Here is a 21,928-nt window from a genome sequence, read left to right on the forward strand (position 1 = left end):
CGAAAGCCTCTTCGCAAAACGAAGGGGCTTTTTATTTTATATTTAAAGCTTCAGCGATTCTGGCTTTGATGATTTGGCTTTCCGCCTCAGTAGGAGGCTCGCCCCATTTTTTAATGAAGTCCGCTTCGGCTCCACGATAGGCTTCTTCGAATTGTTCTTGTTTGATTTTTGGAATGGCGGACTCTACGTTTTTGCGGGTCTCTTGAAGTTGTGTGACGACCTCAGTGACTTGTTGTTTGTGATAATCCTGAAGTTTGTGATAGCCCGTGTGCGCGTTAAAAACCAAAACGATTCCCAAGAAGGTCGCGCTATAGACTCTTCTAAATGTGTTGTAGGCTTCAATTTTAGATTGAGATTTCAATGCAATTCGCGCTTCTTCTGCGTGTTCTTTGAATCCGTCACGGATAATTTTGAACATCAAGTCCGGCGGCACTTCTTGGTTTTTAACTCCAGGTAAAACCATTGGGATGCGCATCCATTCTAAAATGCGACTATGTTGAATAGCCCAAATTTTATCCAGGCTTCTGCGGAAAATCCCAGCATCCCTAGGATCATTAATTTCACCCCAGGTTCTAATAAGACCGTCTTGCAAAAGTTTTTCTTTAATTAACATCACAGTGGAATCTTCAAGACGCGTCTCTTTGTCTTGGCGAATCCAGCGATCCACGGCTTCTTTTTTACCGAATAAAACAGTACCCAATTCAATGGCGTAGCGCTCAACGGCTTTGTCTGAAACGAAAGTTTGTAAGTCCGTGTCGTTGATTAATTTACGAAGTTTACGTCGGCGCAACCATGAAAAGTCTTTGCCGATGTCTTCAATAGAGTGTCCTTGAAGGATGAAGTCATTGTTTTTAGCATCCAGTTGTTGGATGACTTCAAGAACGGTGGGAAGGAATACAGATTCGCAACGTGGCGCACGAGCCTGAGCGGCCAGAGGACCGCTCAGGGAAAAAAGAATTAAAATGCCAAGTAAACGAATCATCAGTTTCATGAATTCTTACTCAAGAGCCATCGCCGAAGAGCGCAGAGCTTGACGAGTGTTTTCGATTTCTTTCACAACCAACTCTGCTTCAGAGTCAGAAAGACCGCTGATGATTTGTCCGATGTTACCAGCGCTCATCACCAAAGGACCGATCAATGTTGCTCTCGATTCTTTTTGAGTCACGCCGTAAACTGTGATCGCGGCGCCCGCTGCTTGAGCGATTTGTGCAATCAATTTATTTTTTGAAGTAGAACTTTCGTTTTCAGAGTACTCATTCAAAGTTTTGCGAGCGCCTTGCAAAGATACTTCAAGATTTTTAAGAAGAGCGGCAGAAGATTTGTCTGTCGTCTGGCTTAAAGCCTCTTTCACTTCTTGCTCGGCCTTCGTCAACTGTTCGTTTAATTTAGTCACATCAGCTTCCGGTTTCACAGCTTGTCCGGCAACACTTAAACCTACAGAGCCTGCAGACATAAGAACACTTGCCGCACCAGCAAGAAGTCCTAAAATTCCATCACCACTGCCGCCACGTGCGCGGAATTTGAATGTGGCATAGACAGAAAGTCCCAAGCCCACAGCCGCACCTGCGACAGCGGAACCACTTAAGATGCTTCCTTTAGAATCACGTTTTTCAATAGCTGTCTTTGTCGCCACAAGAGCTTGATCCAAAGAAAGAAGTTCTGCCTTCAAAGACTGAACATTTTCTTTAGCAGTTTTGATTTGCTCTTCACCAATACCGGCTGTGCGGTCTTGAGCGAAGGCTCCACTTTGCATGCTGATCATACCAGCAAGAGTCAGACATAAAATTTTCGATGACATGGGTTTTTCTCCTTTTAAATCATTTGTTTTTTATTAATTATTCAAGAGTGACGGCTGCAGAAATCAGAGCACGGCGAGTGCTTTCGATTTCTTTGATAACTTGCTCGGCTTCGGAATCAGAAAAGTTTCCTACGATCTGTCCGAGATTTCCGGCGCTCATGACCAAAGGGCCGATCACGAGAGCACGGGATTCACTGCGAGCCATTCCATATACTGTGATAGCCGCTCCGGTGGCTTGAGCGATTTGTGAAATCAATTTGTTTTTACCAATAGAGGAATCTTTTTCTTCATAGCCCGCAAGTGTTGTGCGGATGGATTGAAGATTTCCTTCGAGCTGTTTTAAGAGGGCAGTTGAAGATTTATCGGTTGTTGAAGCAAGAGCTGCTTGCACTTCATTTTCGGCTTTAGTCAGTTTGTCGTTAATGTCTTTGACGTCCACCTTTTGTCTTGTCGCTTGATCCAAAGCACTTGAACCAGCAGACACGCCAGACATCACAAGGCCCGTCATAGCAGCCAAGCTTCCTAGAATGGCACCCATTTCTCCGCCACGAGAACGTAGGGAAAATGTGGCGTAGACAGAGAGTCCTAAACCGATAGCGGCACCAGCAATCGTCGTTGAATTAAATGGCGATGTTGTGCGATCACGTTTTTCGATGTTTTCTTTAGCCGCGATCAACGCTTGATCTAAAGCCAACAGCTCTACTTTGACGGAGCGAATGTTTTCTTTAGCTGTACGGATTTGTTCAGCACCGATGCCGGCCGTGCGATCCGTTTGCGCAAAAGCGACACTTTGCAGGCCCATCACGCCAGCAAGAGTGAGCGATAGAATTTTAGACGACATAGGTCTCTCCTTTTGATTTTTTAAAAAAGAGAGCAAGGGATATGCCTTTTAAAACGAGATATATTTGAATTCAGTGTCTCAGGATGAGACGTCTCCCGTTTTAAGACAAAGCAGGGCACCCAAATGAAAATACTTTGACGAATGTTGCCTTAAATTACTGTTGGCTTTGGTTGGCTTGAGCTGTGAGTGAGTTGTCACGAGCAATAGCAGCTGTGACTTCTTTTTGATTAAATGGCGTCCACTCTTCGCGGATGATTTTATAAGTGTTGCCGGACTTTAATGCGTAGATCGTTTTAACACCGTAGTCGACATGTTTATCCGACTCGTATCTTTGCAGTGTCTTCACTAACAACTGGTCGTTGTGTTGAACAATGTAGGGTTGAGAAAGATGAACCTTGATGAATTCGTATTTGGATTTCAAGTTGGCTTTATGGTTTTTCCAAGAATCGAAGTTAAAACCCGGGGCTTTAAAGTCTCTATCGTAAAAGCTCATGTACTTTTCGATATCTTGGTTTTCCCAGGCTTGGCGCCAGCCTTCAACAAAAGTGTTCAGTTCCAGGCGGCGTTTTTCGTGATCTTCTTTCGAAAGATAATTCACGTGATCAAAGATCAAGATCGGTGTTTCGCGAAGCTTGATATAGTCGGCAAGCTTTTTAATCACCTCATTGCGAACCACGACACAGCCTCTTGAACCGCGAGTCAAAGGCACAGTGTCGGGAATGGCGTGCAGCCAGATGCCGGAACCTGTTTTCTTTTCTCTTTGGTCAAATAGATTTGGATAGTTTGTCGTGAAGGCCAAAGCTCCATAAAGATTGAAAGGGATTTTTGGTTGAGATAAACGCTGCTCTAAGAAGTAAATACCTTCCGGAGTTTTGTGATCGTCGCGTTTTGTTTTATTGCCACCGGCTTTACCGATGTCAGCAGGGTACTCTTCCACTTTTTTGATTTTCTCGCCATTGCGCTCAAAGACGGTGAGCTTACGTTGTTCTTTATCGACAAGAAAAACGTAGCGAGAAAACGCTTCAGTCTCTGAGATTTGTAAAAGGGGAGCTGGAAGAAGTTCCGTTTCAAGCTGAGAATTAGACGTGACAGCAGGGCCCGCCAGTGTTGGCAGACTTAGCAAAGATAAAGCACAGCCCGTGAGGAAACGTCTCATATCTCTATTATGGTCGGAAGTGTCTTATTCTTGTCAAGTACCTGTCCTCGTATGTCTAAAGCTTGGACGTTTTGTCTAAGATTTTTCCTTAATAAATGTGAAGAAATAGGGTCTTAGATCTTAAGACCTAGGCCTGTTTCACCGATATCTTTCAATGAAGAGGTAGTTAGACATGGCTGAAACACAAGAAAAAGCTCCAGCTCCCAAGCGCAACCTAGGAATGATTCTGCAAATCGCTTTTGCGGTTCTGAATATCGCCGTGATGGGAGCAGGGGGTTACATGGTTTACGCCTCGACGATGGGTTGGGAAAATCCCAAAATCACAGAAGAAGATGCTGAGCGCGAATTGGCGTCTACTTCCGATGAAGCCGACCTTTCTCCGCTTGTGTACACAATGGATAAGTTCACTGTGAATTTGGGTGGCGAACCCAAGCGCACAATCCGTTTGGAAGTGAATCTGCAAATGCTTGGTAAAGAGGGTTTCGAAGAAGTGATGGAACCTGAAAACCGCGCAAAAGCTCGTGACCGCATTGTACGCTTGTTAAATGATAAGTCCTTCGCGGACCTAGACAGCATTCAAGGCAAACTCTTTTTAAAAGACAAAATCGCTGGCGAAGTGAATGGCATTCTTCATCGCGGCGTTGTGAAGGATGTCTTTTTCTCTGACTTCGTTGTGCAGTAAAGCAGTCTTCGCCGAACAAAAGTCTTAAATGTCCTCTATTCGTTGAATTCATAGCCTTGGGGTTTCAAACTAAGGTTTATCGCATATTCAACGAAAGAAGCAGCTATGAAGAAACGTTTTTCGCTTTTGCTTTTAGGACTTTGCTTTTCCGCGACCGTCCTAGCCGTCGAACCCACACCGACACTCCCTAATAAACCCGAAAAAAGTGAAGTGATCGGAGCCATCAAGGGATGGGCTCAACAAAGTGATCTTAAAATCTCTTTGCCGGTCACAAAGTTTGTTTTGGATAACGGACTCACGGTTCTTCTGCTTGAAGACCATGCCGTTCCGATGGTGAGTTATCACACGTGGTATCGCGTAGGTTCCCGTGATGAATACCCTGGTGTCACAGGTGCGGCACATATGCTTGAACATATGATGTTTAAGGGCGCAAAAAAATATGACGGCAAAGCGTTTGATCGCATCTTCCACGAAAACGGAATCACAAATAATGCTTTCACGACAAATGACTACACTGGTTTCTATGAGAATCTTCCAAGTTCAAAACTTGAATTAGTGATGGACATGGAAGTCGACCGCATGAGTTCTTTGTTGATCAGTCCTGAAGATCTTAAGAGTGAAAAAGAAGTCGTGAAAGAAGAACGTCGTTGGCGCGTGGATAACAACCCAATGGGTCTTTTGCGCGAATTGATGATGGGCACGATGTTCAAAGTGAACTCTTACAGATGGCCTGTGATCGGTTACATGAAAGATATTGAAAACTATGACTCTGAAAAATTGCGTTTTTTCTATAACACGTTCTATGTGCCGAACAATGCCGTGTTGGTTATCGTCGGTGACTTTAAAACTTCAACAGTAAAAAGTCTGATTGAAAAATACTACGGCAAATTGCCTTCCAAACCATTGCCGGAAGTAAAACACCCTGCCGAGCCGCCACAAAAAGTTCAGCAGAACGCGACTCTTAAAAAAGACGTGCAAAACAATTCCTTTGTTGTGGCTTTCCAAAGTCCTCGTCAAGGGGAACCGGATATGTACGCTCTAGATTTAGCTGCCAATATCCTGGGCTATGGTACATCCAGCCGTCTGCATAAGCGCCTGGTTTACCAAAAACAAATTGCTACATCAGCTTACGCTTATAACTACGCAATGAAAGACGCTGGCGTTTTAGGTGTGGGCGTGAATATGAAACCAGGAGTGGGCACTCAAGAAGCTTTGGACATTGTTTATAACGAAATCTGGAAGTTGCGTAATCAAAAAGTCACTGACAAGGAATTGGAAAAAGCTAAAACACAAGTCATGAAAGACCTCGTGGACAGTCTTAAAACAATGGACGGAAAAGCCCGCGCTTTGGCGGTGAATGAAATCGTGACAGGAACTTATGAAAGCCTTTTCACGGATCTTGAGAAATACCAAGCTGTCACGGCAGATGAGATCAAAAAAGCGGCGGATAAATATACGCAGCAAACTCAGCGTTCGATCATCACCCTAGAGCCTAAGGCGAAAAAGGAATAGTTATGAAGAAGATAACAGTAGCCCTAACCCTTCCTTTGATTTGTGCTTCGTTTGTCGCGTGCTCAAGTTCTTCAAAAAAAGGGGATAAAACTCCTTCTTCGGGATATGTGACAAAAGGCAATGGCTCTTTTAAATTGCAGCCTTATAAAGAAATCACTTTAGAAAATGGCCTCAAAGTATTCTACGTTCACGATGCTTCATTGCCGCGTGTGAGTCTGACACTGATGATGAAAACAGGCTCCATGCAAGAGCCGGCTCAACATCCGGGTTTGAATGCGTTGACAGCGTATCTTCTGGAGCAGGGAACACAATCTAAAGATGCGATGAAAATTGCTGACGACTTCGGCCAATTGGGCTCTTCTTTAGATATCTCTCCTGGTGCGGATGTAACGACTGTGTACGCCGATTCTCTCACGACGGGTTCAGAGACACTTTTGGAGTTATTTGCAGACGTCGCGATGAATCCGGCATTTAAAGGCACTGAAATTTCCCGTATTCGCGCGCAAATGATCGCGGGCTTACAAAAGAAAATCGACAATCCTTCATCGTACGCGGATGATGAGTCGGATAAGTTTGTATTTGGTGATCATCCTTATGGACGTGACGTGAATGGAACGATTGAATCTCTTCGCGGCACCAGCAAGCAAGATATCATCAAACACTACCTGACATTCTACCGTCCCAACAATGCGTCTTTGGCTGTTGTCGGAAGCTTTGATGAAGCTTATGAAAAAAGAATCCAGGATGTTTTTGCTAAGTGGACGAAAAGAACAATTCCGGTTGTGAATGTGGCAACTCCTCCGGCGTCGGATTCTTTAAAGGTGAAATTGATCGTGAAAAAAGGTTTGCAGCAAACGCAAATCCGTATCTCTGAATTGGGAATTTCACGCAACGATCCTGATTACTTGGCACTGCGTTTAGGTAATGAAGTGTTGGGCGGAAGCTTTGCCAGCCGCTTGAATCAAAAAGTTCGCGACGATCTGGGTTTGACGTACTCGATTTATTCTTTCTTTGACGTAAGAAAAGAGCGTGGAAGTTTTGACATTTCGACATTTACGAAGAATGAAACGGCTGGAAAGACCTTGGATGAGGCTTTGAAAGTTGTGACAGATTATTTGAACAACGGAGCGCAAGAGTCTGAAATCACGGCCTCACGCAATCAGCTGATTGGTCAGTTCCCGCGTGCGATTGAGACTGCGGACCGCTTGGCTTACAATCTTTTGGCTTTGGATTTTTACGGAATTCCGGTGGACTATTTGACGGACTTTAATAAGAACGTCGCAAATCTTCGACTGAAAGATTCCAACGCGGCTTTCAAAAAGGCCGTTGATCCTAATAAATTCAAAGTGCTGGTTTACGGAAATGAAAACATCATTCCGCAATTTGAAAAATACAAACCAGAAATCGTAAAAGCGAAATAAAGAATCACTGACTGAAGTTCTGCGCGTCTTGCAGAACTTCAGGTCCCCACATCACCGTGGACCCCGTCGTAATATAATGCTGAACGAATGAAGAAAGATCGCTGGCGCCTTCGTTTTGCCAGTACATCACACAGTTTGTATTTGTGGTGTGTGCACCATGAGCCGTGTCTTGGTGAGGAGTCACCATCGGTACACCGTTATTAACAAATCCCAACGCATGACCGATCTCATGCACCATCGTACTTTGCTCGACATATTTGGGAACGGGACCATTGGGATTGTTACCTGAGTTTTGAATCACATCCTTAAAGATCGCAATAATAGGTGTGCCGCCAAGGCTCACACCGATCACGCTGGCTGTCGCTCCAGAGCCGGGATTGTAATTACCTTTTAAGAAATAAAGGTAGAAGTGGGCTTCGTTGGAGGTGGATTCAGTTTGTCGATACTGTTTGCTTAAATTCAAAATATCAGTGCCAAACCAGCTTGTACGGTTTTGAGAGGGGATGGCGGTCATTTGATTCAAAGCTCTGGGCACCACAAGAACCGGAGGACTGCTGCGGTATTGAAAAATCGAATTTAAATTATCTTCTAAAATCTGCCAGTAGTTCATGCCCGACAAAGTCGTTCCCTCATAGGGCTCCGCTCCCGGTTCATAGTAGACTTCAACGACGACTTTTTGCGTAGATTTAAAATAAAGATTCGGACTGGAAAAAGGAAAACTTGTAGCGGAATCAGAACTCGAGTTGCTGCAGTTTTGAAAGAGCAAGCAACAGCCCATAAAAAACAAAACGAGGGTGGTTCTCCTGAGGGAAGTCATACAGACTTTTCGGAGAAGCCCCTCGTTTTCTTAAGAACAGTGTCTCAGTTTGAAACGGTTCTTATTTTCTTTTCTTACGTGCGCGGAGGAAGATGATCGCACCCAAGGCTGCAAGCAGAAGGGCTCCGCCTAGAAGCATAGCCTTATTGCTCCCTTTGCTTTCCGTGCCGTCTCCTTGAATCATATCGGCAGGCATTGCCGAGCTGATCGGAGCGCCCAAGGTTTCAGAACCAGGACGGATTGGACCAAGGTCTGGTTTCGCCAAAAGATTTTTTGAAGCGATCACACGCAAACTCATCACGGCTTTAAAGAAATCTTGGCTGTATTTCGTGTAGTACTGCTTGTGCGCACTGAATGTCACAAGGATCGCGATTTTATCTTTGATCGTTGCAAGATAACGAGTGAAGTAGTTAGGAACTTCCGATCCTAAGTGCAAAGAATCCACCCATGTCTGGTCATTGATTTGCACACTTTTCGCTTTATAAACGATTTTAGACTCTGTCGTGCCGCCACCGCGAAGGTTTACGGAGATCGGAGAGTTTAAGTGAGATTCATAAAGAGCGAAGGTGTCTGTCGGACCCACTTCTTTCGCTGTAAGAATGATGATGGCTTCTTTGGATTCCTTCGTTTGTTCACTTCGGCAGACCCATTCGGTTTGCTCCAAGTTGCACTTCCAAGTCTCTGGCATCTCGAATGCGATGTAAGCATTACGAAAGACTTTTGCATGGGCGCTAAAACTGAGTAGAATAACGGCGAGTAACGCGAACAAACTATACTTCATGCGGACCTCTTGCTGGGTTTGTTTATTAAGTATAATAACAAAGTTCCTTCGGATCAAAGAGCAAAAGGAGAAATTTCCGGTGAAGAACCTCTATCAGCTGACCACCTTTGTAACAGTCATCAGTGAGGGCAGCATGACGGCTGCAGCTGATAAGCTTTATCTGACTCAGCCCGCAGTTTCCCAGCAAATTCGCAATCTGGAGGAAGATCTAGGTGTGGAGCTCTTGGTGCGCGGTGTACGCCAAATTAAAGCGACTCCTCAAGGCGAAGTCCTCTACGAGTACGCCAAAAAAATTATCAATCTGACACAACAAGCGGAAATCGCGATCAAATCCATCGGCAATCAAATGAAGGGGCAGCTTCGAATTGGGACATTGAACTCACTCGGTCTTCACTTAATGAGTCCGATTGTGGGTCGACTTATGCGCCACAATCCGGATCTGATGTTGAAGATCGATTACGAACGCGGTGACGAATTGATCAAAGGTTTTAAAAAAGGTCAGTATGACATCTTGATTCTTCCGGACGCGAAGGTGGAGTTTTCTGCAGAGCTGGAAAACTGCGAACAGAAATTCCTGGTAAAGGAAGAGATGTGGCTGGTGGGTTCAAGCAAAGATGAAAAAATGCCTCAGCAGATCACGATGAAAGATATCAGTGCCTTCCCATTGGTGAATTTCACGGATGAGTTTCCAGGATTCAGTGGTCTTGTGAACAGCAAATTGCAGGCTCTGGGTTTACAAGTCGCCTCGATTTTTGAATCAGCCAATGTAGGAACATTAAAGCGCGTGATCGAAGCGGGCTTAGGTTGGGGATTTTTGCCAGCGCACTCAATCAAAAAACAAGTGCGCTCCGGACGTTTGAACCGCGTCTACGTGAAGGACCTTCACTATGAAATCGATCTGATGTTCTATTATAAAAAGAACTCCGACAATAAAGCTTTGGTCGAGATTTTTTATCAAACCATGGCTCAACAGGAGAAAGGTTAGTTTTCATCTGTCTGGACCTAACTTAATCACTCCTTCTTCCGAAAAGACACGAGTAGATCTTGTCTTAATGTGAAGAAGGAATGTTAATGAAAAAGTACTATTCAATTCAAGTGAAGCTCGCTGTTCCCATTATTCTCATCGCTTTATTGGTGTTGGGAACAATGACGTTCTTGATGGCTCGTAACGGTCACGAGACGGCCAAAAAAGGGGCGACAGACAAAACAGTGGCAACGGCGCGTGCTTATGCGACTGAAATGCGTTTGGAAGTGGAGCACGGCTTGGACATCGCCCGCAACATGGCGCACATTCTGGAAGCTTACAAAAAAGTGGGCTACACGGGTCGTGAAAACATCAACGAAGCTCTTCACGAGATTTTAGTTAAAAATAAATTTCTTATTGGCACATGGACGGGGTGGGAGCCGAATGCGTGGGATGGCAAAGACGCGCAATACGCAAACACCAAAGGCAACGATGCTTCAGGGCGTTTTGTTCCTTACATGAACTGGGAAGGTGGCAAAGCCTCTTTGACTCCGTTGATTGGTTATACGAATCCCGGTGAAGGCGATTACTATTTAGTTCCCAAAAGCCGTCAAAAAGAAACCATGGTTGAGCCCTATCTTTATCCCATTGATGGCGTGCAAGTGTTGATGACATCTGCTGTAGTTCCTATTGTGATTGAAGGAAAATTCTATGGTGTGGCCGGCGTCGATCTTCCTTTGAAAGAAATCCAAAAGAAGGCGGCTTCGATTAAACCATTTGAGACATCTGAAGCTTTCCTTGTTACAGCAAAGGGAAACTACGTTTCTCATCCAGATGAAAAACTGATCACAAAAGAAGCTCAGTATCCATTTGAGGCGGATAAATTTAAAGAAGCCGTTAAAAAAGGTGAAGAGATCCAAATCACAGGTATTGATCCAAAAGACAACAATGAATATCTTTATGTTGTAACTCCGTTGGCTGTTGGAAACACTGAGGAGCCGTGGGCCTTGATTGTGCGCACACCAACAAAAACCGTTTTGGCGGAAGCAAATTCAATGGTGTGGACGCAAGTGGTGATCGCATTGACGGGAATCCTTTTCCTTCTTGCGGCCGTGATCCTGATTGCTCGTTATATTTCGAAATCGGTCAGTGCCTTGTCTAAGAAATTACAAAGTTCCGGTGATCAAGTGTCTTCGGCAATTCAACAGCTGTCGATTGCTGGTCAATCGTTGTCTCAATCTTCCAGTGAGTCTGCGGCGTCTTTAGAGGAAACTGTGGCGGCTCTTGAAGAGATGACATCCATGGTGAAAATGAATTCTGATAACGCGAAACAAGCAGCCTCTTTGTCGTCAGCGTCTTCTGACGTTGCCGTTCAAGGTGAAAAAGAAATGCAGGAGCTTTTGTCTTCAATGAATGAAATCTCGGATTCTTCTAAAAAGATCGAAGAGATTATCAACGTGATTGACGATATCGCTTTCCAAACAAATCTTCTGGCATTGAACGCTTCCGTTGAAGCCGCTCGTGCCGGCGAGCACGGTAAAGGTTTCGCCGTTGTTGCGGAAGCCGTTCGTTCTTTGGCGCAGAGATCCGCATCGGCAGCAAAAGATATCACGGGCCTTATCAAAGAATCCGTAGAAAAAATCGAACGCGGCACTATGAAGTCAGCGAAATCCGGCGACATGCTAAAAAATATCGTTCAGTCGGTGAAAAAAGTTTCTGACTTGAACAATGAAATTGCCGTGGCCAGTGAAGAGCAATCCACAGGTATTGCACAAATCGGTAAAGCGATGAACCAATTGGATCAATCCGTTCAATCTAATGCGGCATCTTCGGAAGAAATCGCAGGCACAGCGGATGAGATCAATACTCAGGCGCAAATCATGAAAACAGTTGTGGATGAGTTGAACCTTGTGGTGTACGGCGACTCTGCTCAAGACCCACACGGTGAAACGGTTCCGTTTCCGACTCGTGAGGTAGAACACGCGGATCGCAAAGCGGCTTAAGTTATTAAATAAATCTTTTCTTAAAGGCTTGTGCAGATTTGATTTTGCACAAGCCTTTTTTATTACCGCTTTACCTTGGAAATCTAGTGACGGCTATCGCGGTCGTTTGAAGGTGGAATTTTACTGCAAATGTAACCGCAGTGATGAAAACAAAAATCCTCTTTGCTCCAGCAATATTTTTTTGCGACCACATAACCGCGCGGGCACTGCGGGCGTTCAAAGCTTGTCGTTGTGATAAGAGGCTCAATCACAGCATTGGCTGGAAGCTGATCCACGGAAGACACCGTGTCCATGGCAAATGCCGAGCTAATTGAAAGTGTCATGAGAATCATCAAAGCTAATTTCTTCATAAGGTCTCCTTTTTTTTTGGAGATTAGAAAGGGCAAGGAGGGTTTTCCATTTCTTTTGGGAATCCCTGCGACAAAACAAGAAGGTCATTGCAAGTATCCGAAAGGCAGTGGTAATCAGTTTTAAAACCATGTCATGAACTTTCAAAGAGAGGACTTATGAAAACGTGTTTGATGATTCTTGTTTCAATGCTGGCGACTTCTTCGGCTTTCGCAGCTTCGGACTCTGTCGGCGTTTTCTATCGTCCGGAAAAAGTAAATGTTCTTATCAATGAAAATCACAATCGCTCGATGCGCTTGGTAGAGATGATGGAAGTTTTGGGCCTCGGCGGCAAAGCGACTTTGATATCTCCGGACGGAAGTATCAAAATGGATTGTGGCGTCGGCGAAGAAGGTTCAGGTTGTACATTTAGATTTCTACCTTCAGCTCACGTGACGATTGGTCATAAAAATGTTGAAGTCGTCGTGACGGCGGAAGACTTAAAACTGCCACAAGCTCCCAATTTTGAAATGGTTTTTGAAAGCTCTATGGCAGATCGTTTTGTGATGCAAGTTTCTGACGGGAAAGTTTATTTCTTCGCCAATAAACGGGGCGGGGAAAAGAACTAAAAGATCACGCTGTCAGGCAATCCCAGGCGAGCGGCGATAATACGAACAATCTCGCTCGCATTTTCTTCTAGCGCACGCTCGGTGACGTTGAATACGGGCCAGCGGCGATTCTGCTTGAAGATTTTTTCCGCATATTCAATTTCTTTGGCGATATGAGCCATGGAAGCGTATTCGCCTCCAGGGTCTTGACCAAATTTTTCAAGACGGCTTTTGCGAATTCTTTGCAAGGAATCCATATCGATAATCAAACCGACAATGCGACGCTGATCGATCTTAAATAATTCTTCTGGCAGGGGTGTATCCAAAACCAAAGGAACGTTGGCGACCTTCCAGCCTTTGTGGCTTAAGAAAATCGACAAAGGAGTTTTACTTGTGCGGGAAATGCCCACTAACACGATGTCAGCTTTATCCAGTTCGGCGAAAGTTTTTCCGTCATCGTGTTTCACGGTGTATTCAATCGCTTCAATGCGTTTGAAATATCTTTCATCAACTGCACGAAGAGCACCGACATGAGATTCAGAGTGCTCGCCAAAGAACACATCCAATGTACTCAAAAGAGGACCCAGCAAATCAAAATAAGGAATGCCTTTTCCAGATGCCATTTCGCGAATCTTATTGCGAAGCTGCTGGCTGGCTACCGTATAAGCAAGCATTCCACGGCGCTCAAAACATTCTTCAATCACAGCTTCGGCTTGAGTCTCTGTGCGCACGTTCTTACAGCGAATCATATTGATGTCTTTAGTAGAATACTGAACCAAGGCGGCACGAATCATCGTCGCAGCTGTTTCGCCTGTACTGTCAGAAAGAATATAAATCGTGTAGGTTTTGTTTTCGTTCTCGCTCATTAGTCAGCAAATCCATTGATAAGGGAACGGCGCACGTTTTCGATATGTTCCTTGAGCCACAAGTCTGCCATGCCGGAAAATAAAATAAACGCAAAGTCGGGGCTTGCTTTAATCACAAGGCATGTCGTTTTGTGATCCGGATCAAGGTGTTGCAACTGCAGTTTTTCAAGCATCGAGCGTGAATCCGTTTTTAGTACTGACATCAAAGTCATGTCGGGAAGTTTCACAACAGTTTTACCGTTGTTCTTTAAAAGCTGGCTCACACCTTTATGGAAATAAGCTTGTGCTCTCCATTGGCTGTCGTGATTTTCCAATAAAACTCCCGCATCAAACATCATCGCCAAGCGAGAAAACACAACAATCGCGCGATCGATATGATCTTCTGGTAAACCTTGAGACAAACCACGAACCAAAGAGACATCACGAGAGGCTTCAAAGCTGGCTTGATTGCGTTCTGTCTCTTCCACTTTATTTTCAAAATCGTTGTCCAAGAAAGACTCAAAACGTCTTTGCAATTTTGTGAATTTTGAAACTAAAGATTGAGATAATTTTTCCATGCACGTTCCCCTTAAGTTTTATTCTGAGGAGAAGTGGCGGTTTAATCAAGCAAGACAGTGAGCTATTGACGACCTAGACGAAATTCCAGGCCGCCGTGATTAGAAAATTTTAGTAGCAATAGTAAACCCAGTATTTGGTGTATCCGGATTTGGAAGTCGCACTACAGTAAACGCGATATCCCGGAGTGACTTCTGAATAACAGCGATAACCACGTGACCAACAAGAGATGCGATAACCACCGGGACATGTTGTCCAAGCTCGGCACGTGTAAGTTTGAGTGCCTGGTTGTGAGTCAGGATTCGGAGTCAAAAGTCTTTCTGCAAAATCCGGCAACGTCATCGTTTCGTCAGAGAAAACGTTCGGCAGTGAGCCCTGTCCTCCTTCGGTCGACTGTTCACCCTGGGCCTGGGCGCTGTTTGTGATCAGACAAAAGACAAAGGAAGCAAAAAGTAGAGATAGAGTTTTCATAGTCCCTCCCGATTTTTTCACGTGTCGAGCGTTATGCTCTTAACAAGATTTTAAAAACCCGGGAAGAGCAAGTAAACGCGACCATTGGGACTGGATGATAAAATACAGCGGAGGATTTAAATGCTACTAATCAAGAACTACGGTGAAGTCTTGCACTTCGTGATGGGTTTTCCACGCCAGTTGTAAGTTTCCTGTACTTTGTCCAGGCGGAAGAAAAACACGCATTGTTGGCTCTTTCAACTTTTGCCAAATCTCGAAAGCCTGAGATGTCCACGCAGACAAGTCACCTTGCCATGGCAAAATCACAACCCACTTATTGGGAAGCAACTCCGAAGAAGCGATCATCAAAGGAGCTGTGTCTTTGGTTCTTAAAGATTTTTTTTCAAGCTCGGTCTCTGCCAAAACTTCTTTGAGATAAGAGGGGAGAGCGTGCGTGCGATGACGGGACGATTTGCAGATTTGGAAATTCAAATACCAATCAAGCTTGGCAGTCCACTGCGACTTTTCCAAGTCAGGCACGATCCATAGGTCAGAACCGGGATTCAGAGCGCTGGCTTGGGAAAGCACGCTTATGGCCATTAGTGCACCTTGCTCACTTGATCAAGAAGACCATTTACGAAACTTGCAGACTCTGTCGTTCCGTATTTTTTCGCGATCTCAACGGCTTCGTTGATCGCGATGTTTTCTTTAATAGGATCTTTGGCGAATTTCATTTCGTAAACAGCGATGCGCAAGATATTGCGATCGATCGTCGCCATACGCTCCACTTTCCAGTGAGCACTCGACGCTTGGATTTTAGAATCTACAGCGGCTTTATTGGATTGCACGCCTGTGACCAAAAGATCGGCGTAGTCGATCACTTCTGGATCAACACTTTGCTCAAAAACATCGAGGAATGTTTGGTAGCTGATCTGAGGTGCGAACTCAGTTTGAAAGAGGATTTGGAGTGCGAGTTCGCGGGCTTGTCGTCTTGCTGTCAGTTTCATTTGGTTTCTTTTCGTTTTCTACAAAGTTCATCGCTGTGAGACTTAATTGTGGATTATTTGCATCGACAAAATCAAGCAGTTCAGCGTCTTCCAGTGTCTCCACAAACTCTTGGACGTCTTTGAAGGTGCGGTACACGCTCGCAAAGCGGATGTAAGCCACGTCGTCGAGTTGTTTTAATTCCGCCATCACTTTTTTGCCGATAAGACGAGATGAAATTTCACTCTCACCACGGTTCACAACCCAGGAAGAGATTCTTTCAACCACGGCATCAATCTGTGCCAAGCTCACAGGACGTTTTTGGCAGGCAGCTTGAAGACCCTTTAAGATTTTCTCTTTGCTAAAAGGTTCGCGGCGTCCGTCTTTTTTAATGATGAACGGGAAGGCGAGCATGATCGTCTCGACTGTCGAAAAACGAGCTTTGCACTCAAGACATTCACGACGGCGGCGGATGCTGCCATCTTTCTGCACTCGAGTATCTAAAACTCTGTCGTCTGCATGTCCACAAAAGGGGCATTTCATAGTCTTTGGTCCCGTCCTAAAAGCTGCCTGGAGATTAGGGATGCGGCCCTTGGGAGTCAACGTGTCCAGGTCTAATAACCATACGCGTCATTAGACTTACATAGCGGGCTAAAAACTGGATAGAATAGGGAGCAGAAAATGAGGTGCGTGTGAAGACTTTTCTATCATTGATTTTGCCCTTGCTGATGGGCTCCGCTGCTTTAGCACAAGAGTCACAACCTGTGGTCGGCCGTGACGCTGCCGCTCGTTACTTTCAAAAACGCGATCCCGCGCAAAGTTACCAGGCGGGAAATCCCGGGCCCACGGATCACTTTTTAGCTCTGCATTTTGGTCGTTACATGTCCTCACAATCTTACGACTGGGGTAAAAACGGTCAGCAAGACGATGTCGGTGGAAACACTTTTGGAGTCACTTACCGTGTGGGTGAATGGCAAAACTCGATGGATCTCAATTTGCGCATCGACTATGCGGAATTTGATTTGCCGGGAGAAAATCCTTCGAAACTTTCTTTCATGCCTCTCCTCACATTTCCCGATGCGGGCTCGCGCTTTCCGTTATATTTTGGCGCAGGTGTCGGACTGGGAGTTTTTTTCAAACAAACCAACAGCAAATCCGCTCTGTCGCTCGACTACCAGTTGGTATTAGGTGCACGGTTCTTTGATATTTTTGAAAACACTGGATTCTTCATTGAAGCTGGTTTAAAAAACCACATTCATCTGCTCTCTTCCGGGCAATTTAACGGCACCTTCTTATCAGGTGGATTGGTATTTACATTTTGAAGATTCATAAGCATCTCGTAGAAACTATTATTGGCGCCCTTGACGAAGTTTTTGAACAGGGGCAGTACGCAGACAAAGTTATTCAGCGCAATCTCAAAGCGCAAAAACAATGGGGCTCTCGCGACAGAAGATTTTTTGCAGAGTCCGTCTACGAGATCGTCCGTTGGGAACGTCTTCTCAGTTATCTTGCTGATGACAACGACTTCTGGAAAATCTGGGGAGCTTATTGGGTTCGCCAAGGTCACGAGCTTCCTGACTGGGAAGAGCTTGACGGCCTTTCCGCGAAAGACGTGCAAACTCGCATGAAAGACATTCCGTCCTTCGCGATTGCGCAGTCTATTCCTGATTGGATGGAGCAGCGTTTAGCGCAAGAGTTGGGTCCTGATTACAAAGACGTGGTTCGCGCTTTGAATCAGCCTGCGGAAGTTTTTCTTCGTACGAATATTTTAAAAACAACTCCGGATGAATTGTTAAAGACTCTCGCTGAAGCAGGAATTTCTGCTGTGAAAGTGTCTCCGGATTTGCCTCATGCTTTGAAACTCACTGAACGCAAAAACGTATTCATCACAGAGCCTTTCAAGAAAGGTCTTTTTGAAGTTCAAGATGCGGCTTCGCAAATGGTGGTTCCATTGTTGGATGTGCAGCCAGGCCATCGCGTAGTCGATGCGTGTGCCGGCGCAGGTGGCAAGAGTTTGCACATGGCTTCACTCATGAAGAACAAGGGAAAGATTATTTCCTTGGATATTCACGAGTGGAAATTGCAAGAATTGAAAGTTCGCGCACGCCGCGACGGTGTGGACGTGATTGAAACGCGTGTGATTGATTCCAGCAAAGTGATCAAGCGTTTGTACGATACCGCAGATCGTGTATTGCTTGATGTTCCTTGTTCAGGAATGGGTGTTCTTCGTCGCAATCCGGATTCAAAGTGGAAACTTTCTAATGACGAAATTGCGCGTCTTCATGACTTGCAGTACGAAATTTTAACGAGCTATTGCGATATCACGAAAAAAGGCGGGCAGTTGGTTTACGCCACTTGCAGCCTTCTTCCGAGTGAAAATGAAAAACAGATCGAAAGATTCTTGGCGGAACACGGGGAGCGTTGGACTCTGGTAAAACAGATTCACCTTCGTCCAGACAAAGAAGGCTTCGACGGTTTTTATGCCGCTCTTTTAAAGCGAAACTAGACCTTCCCGGACTGAGACATTTTCGTGAGTGCGCCGATAAAGATCCTGTGAAGAATTTATTTGCCGTACTTATTATTATTCTTATGACATCACATGCTCGTGCCGGTCTTCTTTTGGAGGTCGGCGGAACTTATCTCTCTGACACTCTTTCAACGTCGGCGACAAAAACCTCTTCGAAATATTTTTATAATGTCGGCGTGGCCTTCAGTCTCAATAAAAATTTTTGGGGTGGATGGAATTACTCTGGCATTTCACACACAGATAAAGATACGACAACAGAAACATTTTCTTCAACGGACACTGGTCCTTATGTGAAGTGGCAGTTTGGAAAAAACGAATTATATAACTTGAGTGCCGCGTACAATATTTTAAGCCGGGCCACGTTTTCTGACGGAACATCCACAGAAACTTGGCAGGGAACCAGTATGTGGTTTCAGTTCGGCGTCTCTCCAGAAGTAAGGCCAGGCCTGCGTATTGGGGCTTCTCTGAACTACTTTCTTGCAAGTTATACAAAGAAGACTGTTTCTAATGTCGAGTCGAACGCCTCTAATTCCAAGTCTTGGATATTCCCGATGTTATCGGTATCTAAAGAGTGGTGACACAAAGCGCCGCAAAAAAGACTAAAAATCCTCTGTTTTTTGTTTGAAACCCCTTAGACCCCTTGATAGAACCCACGGGCAATAAACAAGGGGGTCCTCATGATTCGTTCTCTAGTAGCTATGGCTTTGACTTTGGGAATGGCTTCTTCTGCATTCGCAATCGATAAAGCATACTTCGAAATCAAAAAAGTAAAAGTAACTGACGTGACTGAGCAATACGCTCAATCTGAACTTTTCGCGAAACCAATCAACGGTTTGAACGCGGATTGCAACTCTTCTCAAATGCCTTTGGCGCCAAAATTCACTGGCGACAAAACTTTGGGTTCTGTAAATCCACTTGATGCTGTTGAGTTGATCGTAGATCAAATCATCAACATCGGTAAAAAGATCTTCAACGTAATCAACGCAGGTCGCCCTGTTGTTAACATCAAAATTGACACTGCAAACGCACTTCCAAAAGGTTTGACTTGCTGGTCTGATCTTTCTGGTTGGAGCATGCCTCAATCTAAAGTTTACAACGTTCAATACGAAAACGGTTTCGGTATGACAGTTGTAGATTACTCTTACCGTGTAACTTACACTGCCGGTGGTTCTGCTGACGGCGTTGGTAAATACATCACAAACGCAACTTTCCAACCTGCGAACGTATCTGTAGGCTGGGGCTTCCAATTGGATGCAACTGCTGTGATCCCTTCTGTATTCAACACAGGTTCAAAACGTGATCCTGTAGCGGGAATGCAAATGAACATGGAGTGGAAAGTCACTTCTCCAATGTCTCATGAGCAATCTACTGAGTCTTACTTCGTAAGCGGCGAAAACAAGCTAATCCAGTTGGATTAGTCTGCGCTTTAGGAATCTTAGAAGAATATTTTGATTCCTGACCTAATCCCTGCGCGATCGGTGACTGTGTCATCCGTCGCAGCAGGGATCTTATTTTTCTGGCTCTCCTTGTACCAGTTACCGAAAATGCGAATGGCTTTAAAGTCTATAAAAAGCCCCGCCTCGGTGATATTTCCCGACACATCTCCTAATTCATCCGTGGAGGTGGGAAGGAAATAACGGTATTTACCTTCAAGACCGAAATACTTTGTTAAATACACTTGCAGGGACGCCTGACCGAACTGCTGTGTCAGCTTTCCAGTCGCAGCATCCCGTGTGCGTTGGCCATAGTGAATGGTGAACGACGTATTCTGAATCGAATTTCCTAAAAGACGAATGTTCAGCATTCCTGCAAGGTCGTTGAAATGCTCATCCGTGTTGTTTTCATACTCCGCTGTCACGCCTACAAACTGTGCGTAGGCAGAAAGTTCTCCGGCAAAAGAAGTGTGCGAGCTGCTGCTGTCGGGATTTTTCACTTCGGTTTTATAGGAGTTGTAAGTTCCGCCGAGTGAGAACTCAAAAGGTGAGGGCGAGTTCATAGAAAGCCACATATCCATCATGCGGTTTCTGTTTTTCATTTCAAGCCACTCGGAAAGAGACCAGCGTCCTGCCTCACGGTTGGCCGCTCGTTTAGTGAAGTCGATACCACTTCCCCAGCGACTGCCACTTTGAGCGAAGGAGGGTGTCGTTGAAAACGCGATAATGCACAGTAGAAGCAAAGATGAAAACCTAGACATGTCCCTATTTTCTCGCTTTTATTAGGTGGCGTCTAAATATTCCCGTTTTGATATACTGTTAACGTCTCAAAAAAGGATACGTTGTGGTTCATGATTTCGATCCGTTTGCTCTAAGAATTTCCGGCGATTTTGGAATTCGTTGGTATGGCCTGTCTTACATGATGGGTTTTATCTGTGCTTATTTGCTGATTACTTGGTTGGCAAAAAGACAAAGAGCAGGCCTCACACCACAAATGGTCGGCGATTTTATCACGTATGCGGCGATCGGTACTTTGGTGGGCGGTCGTTTGGGCTACGTGATTTTCTATGGTCCGGATCTTTTCATGAAATTTAAATCCACATTTCCGTACTGGGGAGTGTTGGCGGTGAACGAAGGCGGTATGGCGAGCCACGGAGGCATGATCGGGATCGTGCTAGCGTGCTTGTTGTATGCTCGTAAATATTCTGTGAACTCTTTGTATCTTTTGGATCTTGTCGCAGTTTCTGGACCGATCGGTGTTTTCTTTGGTCGTATTGCCAACTTCATCAACGGAGAACTTGTGGGACGTCCTTGTGATTCGACGTTCCCTTTGGCTGTGAAATTCCCGCAAGATATTTTGCAGTGGCCATCACAAGATATGACAAAATTAACGGAGCTTGTGCCTGTTGTTGAAAAAGTCGGCGTGAACCGTGAACAATGGTTGGAGCTTGTTGATAAATTCCGTTTCGATATGGTTTCGCGCGATCAGGTTTATTCGATCATGAATAAAGTGATTGAAGGAATTCAAAACGGCAACACGGCAGCAAAAGAAGCGATTGCTCCGCTGTTGACACCTCGTTATCCGTCACAGCTTTTCGCGGCGTTGGGTGAAGGCCTTTTCTTATTCTTGATTCTTTTCTTGTTGTGGAGAAAACCACGCAAGCCAGGATTTATCGCAGCGACGTTTGTTTTGCTCTATGCGATCGTTCGCGTCGGTGATGAACACTTCCGTATGCCAGATGCACACATCGGCTTCCAATGGTTGGGCCTGACTCGTGGACAGTGGCTTTCAATCGCGATGTTTGCCGTCGGTTTAATTTTGATGTTTGTATGGACTCGTGCGAGTTCACTCAAGATCTCAGGTTGGGGAAAAGGACAATCCGTTAAGCTGTATCGCAAATAAATCTTAACGACGATACGCGAGGAAGAGAGAGTGGGCCTACGGCACTAAAAACTCTCGGACAGTGTTGAGGGCTCCTGCCCTCAAGCCTACGGCCTCCGCGAAAAATGGCCATCATGGCCATTTTTCCCTCGCGCTTTGAGGGAGCTTTGCTGGCTCCCTTTTTTTATTTTTTTAGTCTTCTGATTGCTACTGCTGTTCTTTCTTGGCGCTGTGGAACTCGGTTTTTAGTGCCGTAGGCCCACTCTCTCTTCCTCGCTAACGTGGTTGATTTTTTTTGGATAGCAGTGCTGCGTTTTTGCG

General features: G+C 45.1%; 25 protein-coding genes. 11 read left to right on the forward strand and 14 right to left on the reverse strand.

Annotated elements, in window-relative coordinates; all coding sequences use genetic code 11:
* Positions 1-31: 31 nt before the first annotated feature.
* From AAAA78_RS04980 to AAAA78_RS04995, 4 genes are all read right to left on the reverse strand, one after another.
* On the reverse strand, positions 32-991 hold the full coding sequence (locus AAAA78_RS04980) for a hypothetical protein (protein ID WP_340590666.1): 960 nt from the start codon (positions 989-991) through the stop codon (positions 32-34).
* A gap of 6 nt (positions 992-997) precedes the next feature.
* A complete protein-coding gene (locus tag AAAA78_RS04985; RefSeq protein ID WP_340590668.1) occupies positions 998-1,798 on the reverse strand; it encodes a hypothetical protein in 801 nt (266 codons plus the stop codon).
* Positions 1,799-1,835: 37 nt separating this feature from the next.
* Positions 1,836-2,639 (reverse strand): hypothetical protein, encoded by an 804-nt coding sequence (locus AAAA78_RS04990; RefSeq protein WP_340590669.1) that lies wholly within the window; start codon positions 2,637-2,639, stop codon positions 1,836-1,838.
* Positions 2,640-2,793: 154 nt separating this feature from the next.
* Entirely contained in the window at positions 2,794-3,795 is a 1,002-nt protein-coding gene (locus AAAA78_RS04995) for a L,D-transpeptidase family protein (RefSeq protein ID WP_340590671.1), read from the reverse strand.
* A 172-nt stretch (positions 3,796-3,967) separates the two neighbouring features.
* Between AAAA78_RS04995 and AAAA78_RS05000 the strand changes: the two genes are divergently transcribed.
* The 3 genes from AAAA78_RS05000 (at position 3,968) to AAAA78_RS05010 (ending at position 7,410) form a co-directional block, all read left to right on the forward strand.
* Positions 3,968-4,477 carry a flagellar basal body-associated FliL family protein gene (locus tag AAAA78_RS05000; protein ID WP_340590673.1) on the forward strand — a complete coding sequence of 170 codons (510 nt, stop codon included), beginning with the start codon at positions 3,968-3,970 and terminating at the stop codon, positions 4,475-4,477.
* Positions 4,478-4,582: 105 nt separating this feature from the next.
* Entirely contained in the window at positions 4,583-5,989 is a 1,407-nt protein-coding gene (locus AAAA78_RS05005) for a M16 family metallopeptidase (RefSeq protein WP_340590674.1), read from the forward strand.
* A 2-nt stretch (positions 5,990-5,991) separates the two neighbouring features.
* Positions 5,992-7,410, forward strand: coding sequence for a M16 family metallopeptidase (locus tag AAAA78_RS05010; RefSeq protein ID WP_340590675.1), 1,419 nt, complete (start codon positions 5,992-5,994; stop codon positions 7,408-7,410).
* Between the two features lie 4 nt (positions 7,411-7,414).
* Here AAAA78_RS05010 and AAAA78_RS05015 read toward each other — a convergent pair whose 3' ends face one another.
* Both AAAA78_RS05015 and AAAA78_RS05020 read right to left on the reverse strand, forming a co-directional pair.
* The gene (locus AAAA78_RS05015) at positions 7,415-8,176 is read right to left on the reverse strand and encodes a hypothetical protein (RefSeq protein WP_340590677.1); all 762 of its coding nucleotides are present in this window, start codon (positions 8,174-8,176) and stop codon (positions 7,415-7,417) included.
* Positions 8,177-8,288: 112 nt separating this feature from the next.
* The gene (locus tag AAAA78_RS05020) at positions 8,289-9,008 is read right to left on the reverse strand and encodes a hypothetical protein (RefSeq protein ID WP_340590678.1); all 720 of its coding nucleotides are present in this window, start codon (positions 9,006-9,008) and stop codon (positions 8,289-8,291) included.
* A gap of 79 nt (positions 9,009-9,087) precedes the next feature.
* Here AAAA78_RS05020 and AAAA78_RS05025 point away from each other — a divergent pair, with 79 nt between their 5' ends.
* Together AAAA78_RS05025 and AAAA78_RS05030 are read left to right on the forward strand one after the other, a co-directional pair.
* A complete protein-coding gene (locus AAAA78_RS05025) occupies positions 9,088-9,993 on the forward strand; it encodes a LysR family transcriptional regulator (RefSeq protein ID WP_340590680.1) in 906 nt (301 codons plus the stop codon).
* Between the two features lie 86 nt (positions 9,994-10,079).
* Positions 10,080-11,975, forward strand: a complete 1,896-nt coding sequence (locus tag AAAA78_RS05030; protein ID WP_340590681.1) for a methyl-accepting chemotaxis protein — start codon at positions 10,080-10,082, stop codon at positions 11,973-11,975.
* Between the two features lie 83 nt (positions 11,976-12,058).
* Here AAAA78_RS05030 and AAAA78_RS05035 read toward each other — a convergent pair whose 3' ends face one another.
* A complete protein-coding gene (locus tag AAAA78_RS05035; protein WP_340590683.1) occupies positions 12,059-12,325 on the reverse strand; it encodes a hypothetical protein in 267 nt (88 codons plus the stop codon).
* A 156-nt stretch (positions 12,326-12,481) separates the two neighbouring features.
* Between AAAA78_RS05035 and AAAA78_RS05040 the strand changes: the two genes are divergently transcribed.
* Positions 12,482-12,931 (forward strand): hypothetical protein, encoded by a 450-nt coding sequence (locus AAAA78_RS05040; protein WP_340590685.1) that lies wholly within the window; start codon positions 12,482-12,484, stop codon positions 12,929-12,931.
* On the opposite strand, the gene AAAA78_RS05045 is transcribed toward AAAA78_RS05040, so the two are convergent.
* The 6 genes from AAAA78_RS05045 to nrdR all read right to left on the reverse strand — a co-directional run bounded on the left by AAAA78_RS05045 (position 12,928) and on the right by nrdR (position 16,308).
* Complete coding sequence (locus AAAA78_RS05045; protein ID WP_340590687.1) at positions 12,928-13,776, reverse strand: pyruvate, water dikinase regulatory protein; 849 nt, start codon at positions 13,774-13,776, stop codon at positions 12,928-12,930. The two genes, AAAA78_RS05040 and AAAA78_RS05045, sit on opposite strands and share 4 nt — an antisense overlap.
* Complete coding sequence (locus AAAA78_RS05050; protein WP_340590689.1) at positions 13,776-14,333, reverse strand: GTP cyclohydrolase; 558 nt, start codon at positions 14,331-14,333, stop codon at positions 13,776-13,778. The genes AAAA78_RS05045 and AAAA78_RS05050 overlap by 1 nt, the downstream gene beginning before the upstream one ends.
* Before the next feature lie 109 nt (positions 14,334-14,442).
* On the reverse strand, positions 14,443-14,802 hold the full coding sequence (locus tag AAAA78_RS05055) for a hypothetical protein (protein WP_340590690.1): 360 nt from the start codon (positions 14,800-14,802) through the stop codon (positions 14,443-14,445).
* Between the two features lie 126 nt (positions 14,803-14,928).
* Positions 14,929-15,381 (reverse strand): hypothetical protein, encoded by a 453-nt coding sequence (locus AAAA78_RS05060; RefSeq protein ID WP_340590691.1) that lies wholly within the window; start codon positions 15,379-15,381, stop codon positions 14,929-14,931.
* Positions 15,381-15,788 (reverse strand): transcription antitermination factor NusB, encoded by a 408-nt coding sequence (nusB, locus tag AAAA78_RS05065; RefSeq protein WP_340590692.1) that lies wholly within the window; start codon positions 15,786-15,788, stop codon positions 15,381-15,383. Before nusB ends, AAAA78_RS05060 begins: the two co-directional genes overlap by 1 nt.
* Positions 15,727-16,308, reverse strand: coding sequence for a transcriptional regulator NrdR (gene nrdR, locus AAAA78_RS05070; protein WP_295903123.1), 582 nt, complete (start codon positions 16,306-16,308; stop codon positions 15,727-15,729). The genes nusB and nrdR overlap by 62 nt, the downstream gene beginning before the upstream one ends.
* 149 nt (positions 16,309-16,457) lie before the next feature.
* Here nrdR and AAAA78_RS05075 point away from each other — a divergent pair, with 149 nt between their 5' ends.
* From AAAA78_RS05075 to AAAA78_RS05090, 4 genes are all read left to right on the forward strand, one after another.
* Positions 16,458-17,087: a hypothetical protein gene (locus AAAA78_RS05075; protein WP_295903121.1), complete on the forward strand. Its 630-nt coding sequence runs from the start codon at positions 16,458-16,460 to the stop codon at positions 17,085-17,087.
* Complete coding sequence (locus AAAA78_RS05080; protein ID WP_340590694.1) at positions 17,084-18,271, forward strand: RsmB/NOP family class I SAM-dependent RNA methyltransferase; 1,188 nt, start codon at positions 17,084-17,086, stop codon at positions 18,269-18,271. The genes AAAA78_RS05075 and AAAA78_RS05080 overlap by 4 nt, the downstream gene beginning before the upstream one ends.
* A gap of 47 nt (positions 18,272-18,318) precedes the next feature.
* Complete coding sequence (locus AAAA78_RS05085) at positions 18,319-18,870, forward strand: hypothetical protein (protein ID WP_340590696.1); 552 nt, start codon at positions 18,319-18,321, stop codon at positions 18,868-18,870.
* A 99-nt stretch (positions 18,871-18,969) separates the two neighbouring features.
* Positions 18,970-19,710, forward strand: a complete 741-nt coding sequence (locus tag AAAA78_RS05090; protein WP_295903111.1) for a hypothetical protein — start codon at positions 18,970-18,972, stop codon at positions 19,708-19,710.
* A 17-nt stretch (positions 19,711-19,727) separates the two neighbouring features.
* Here the strand turns inward: AAAA78_RS05090 and AAAA78_RS05095 are convergent, their stop codons facing one another.
* Positions 19,728-20,486, reverse strand: a complete 759-nt coding sequence (locus AAAA78_RS05095; protein ID WP_340590697.1) for a hypothetical protein — start codon at positions 20,484-20,486, stop codon at positions 19,728-19,730.
* Between the two features lie 83 nt (positions 20,487-20,569).
* Here AAAA78_RS05095 and lgt point away from each other — a divergent pair, with 83 nt between their 5' ends.
* Positions 20,570-21,628 (forward strand): prolipoprotein diacylglyceryl transferase, encoded by a 1,059-nt coding sequence (gene lgt / locus AAAA78_RS05100; protein WP_340590698.1) that lies wholly within the window; start codon positions 20,570-20,572, stop codon positions 21,626-21,628.
* Positions 21,629-21,928 lie beyond the last annotated feature (300 nt).

Origin of the sequence: Bdellovibrio sp. BCCA, assembly GCF_037996825.1 — a bacterium.
In the GTDB taxonomy this organism is placed as follows: domain Bacteria; phylum Bdellovibrionota; class Bdellovibrionia; order Bdellovibrionales; family Bdellovibrionaceae; genus Bdellovibrio.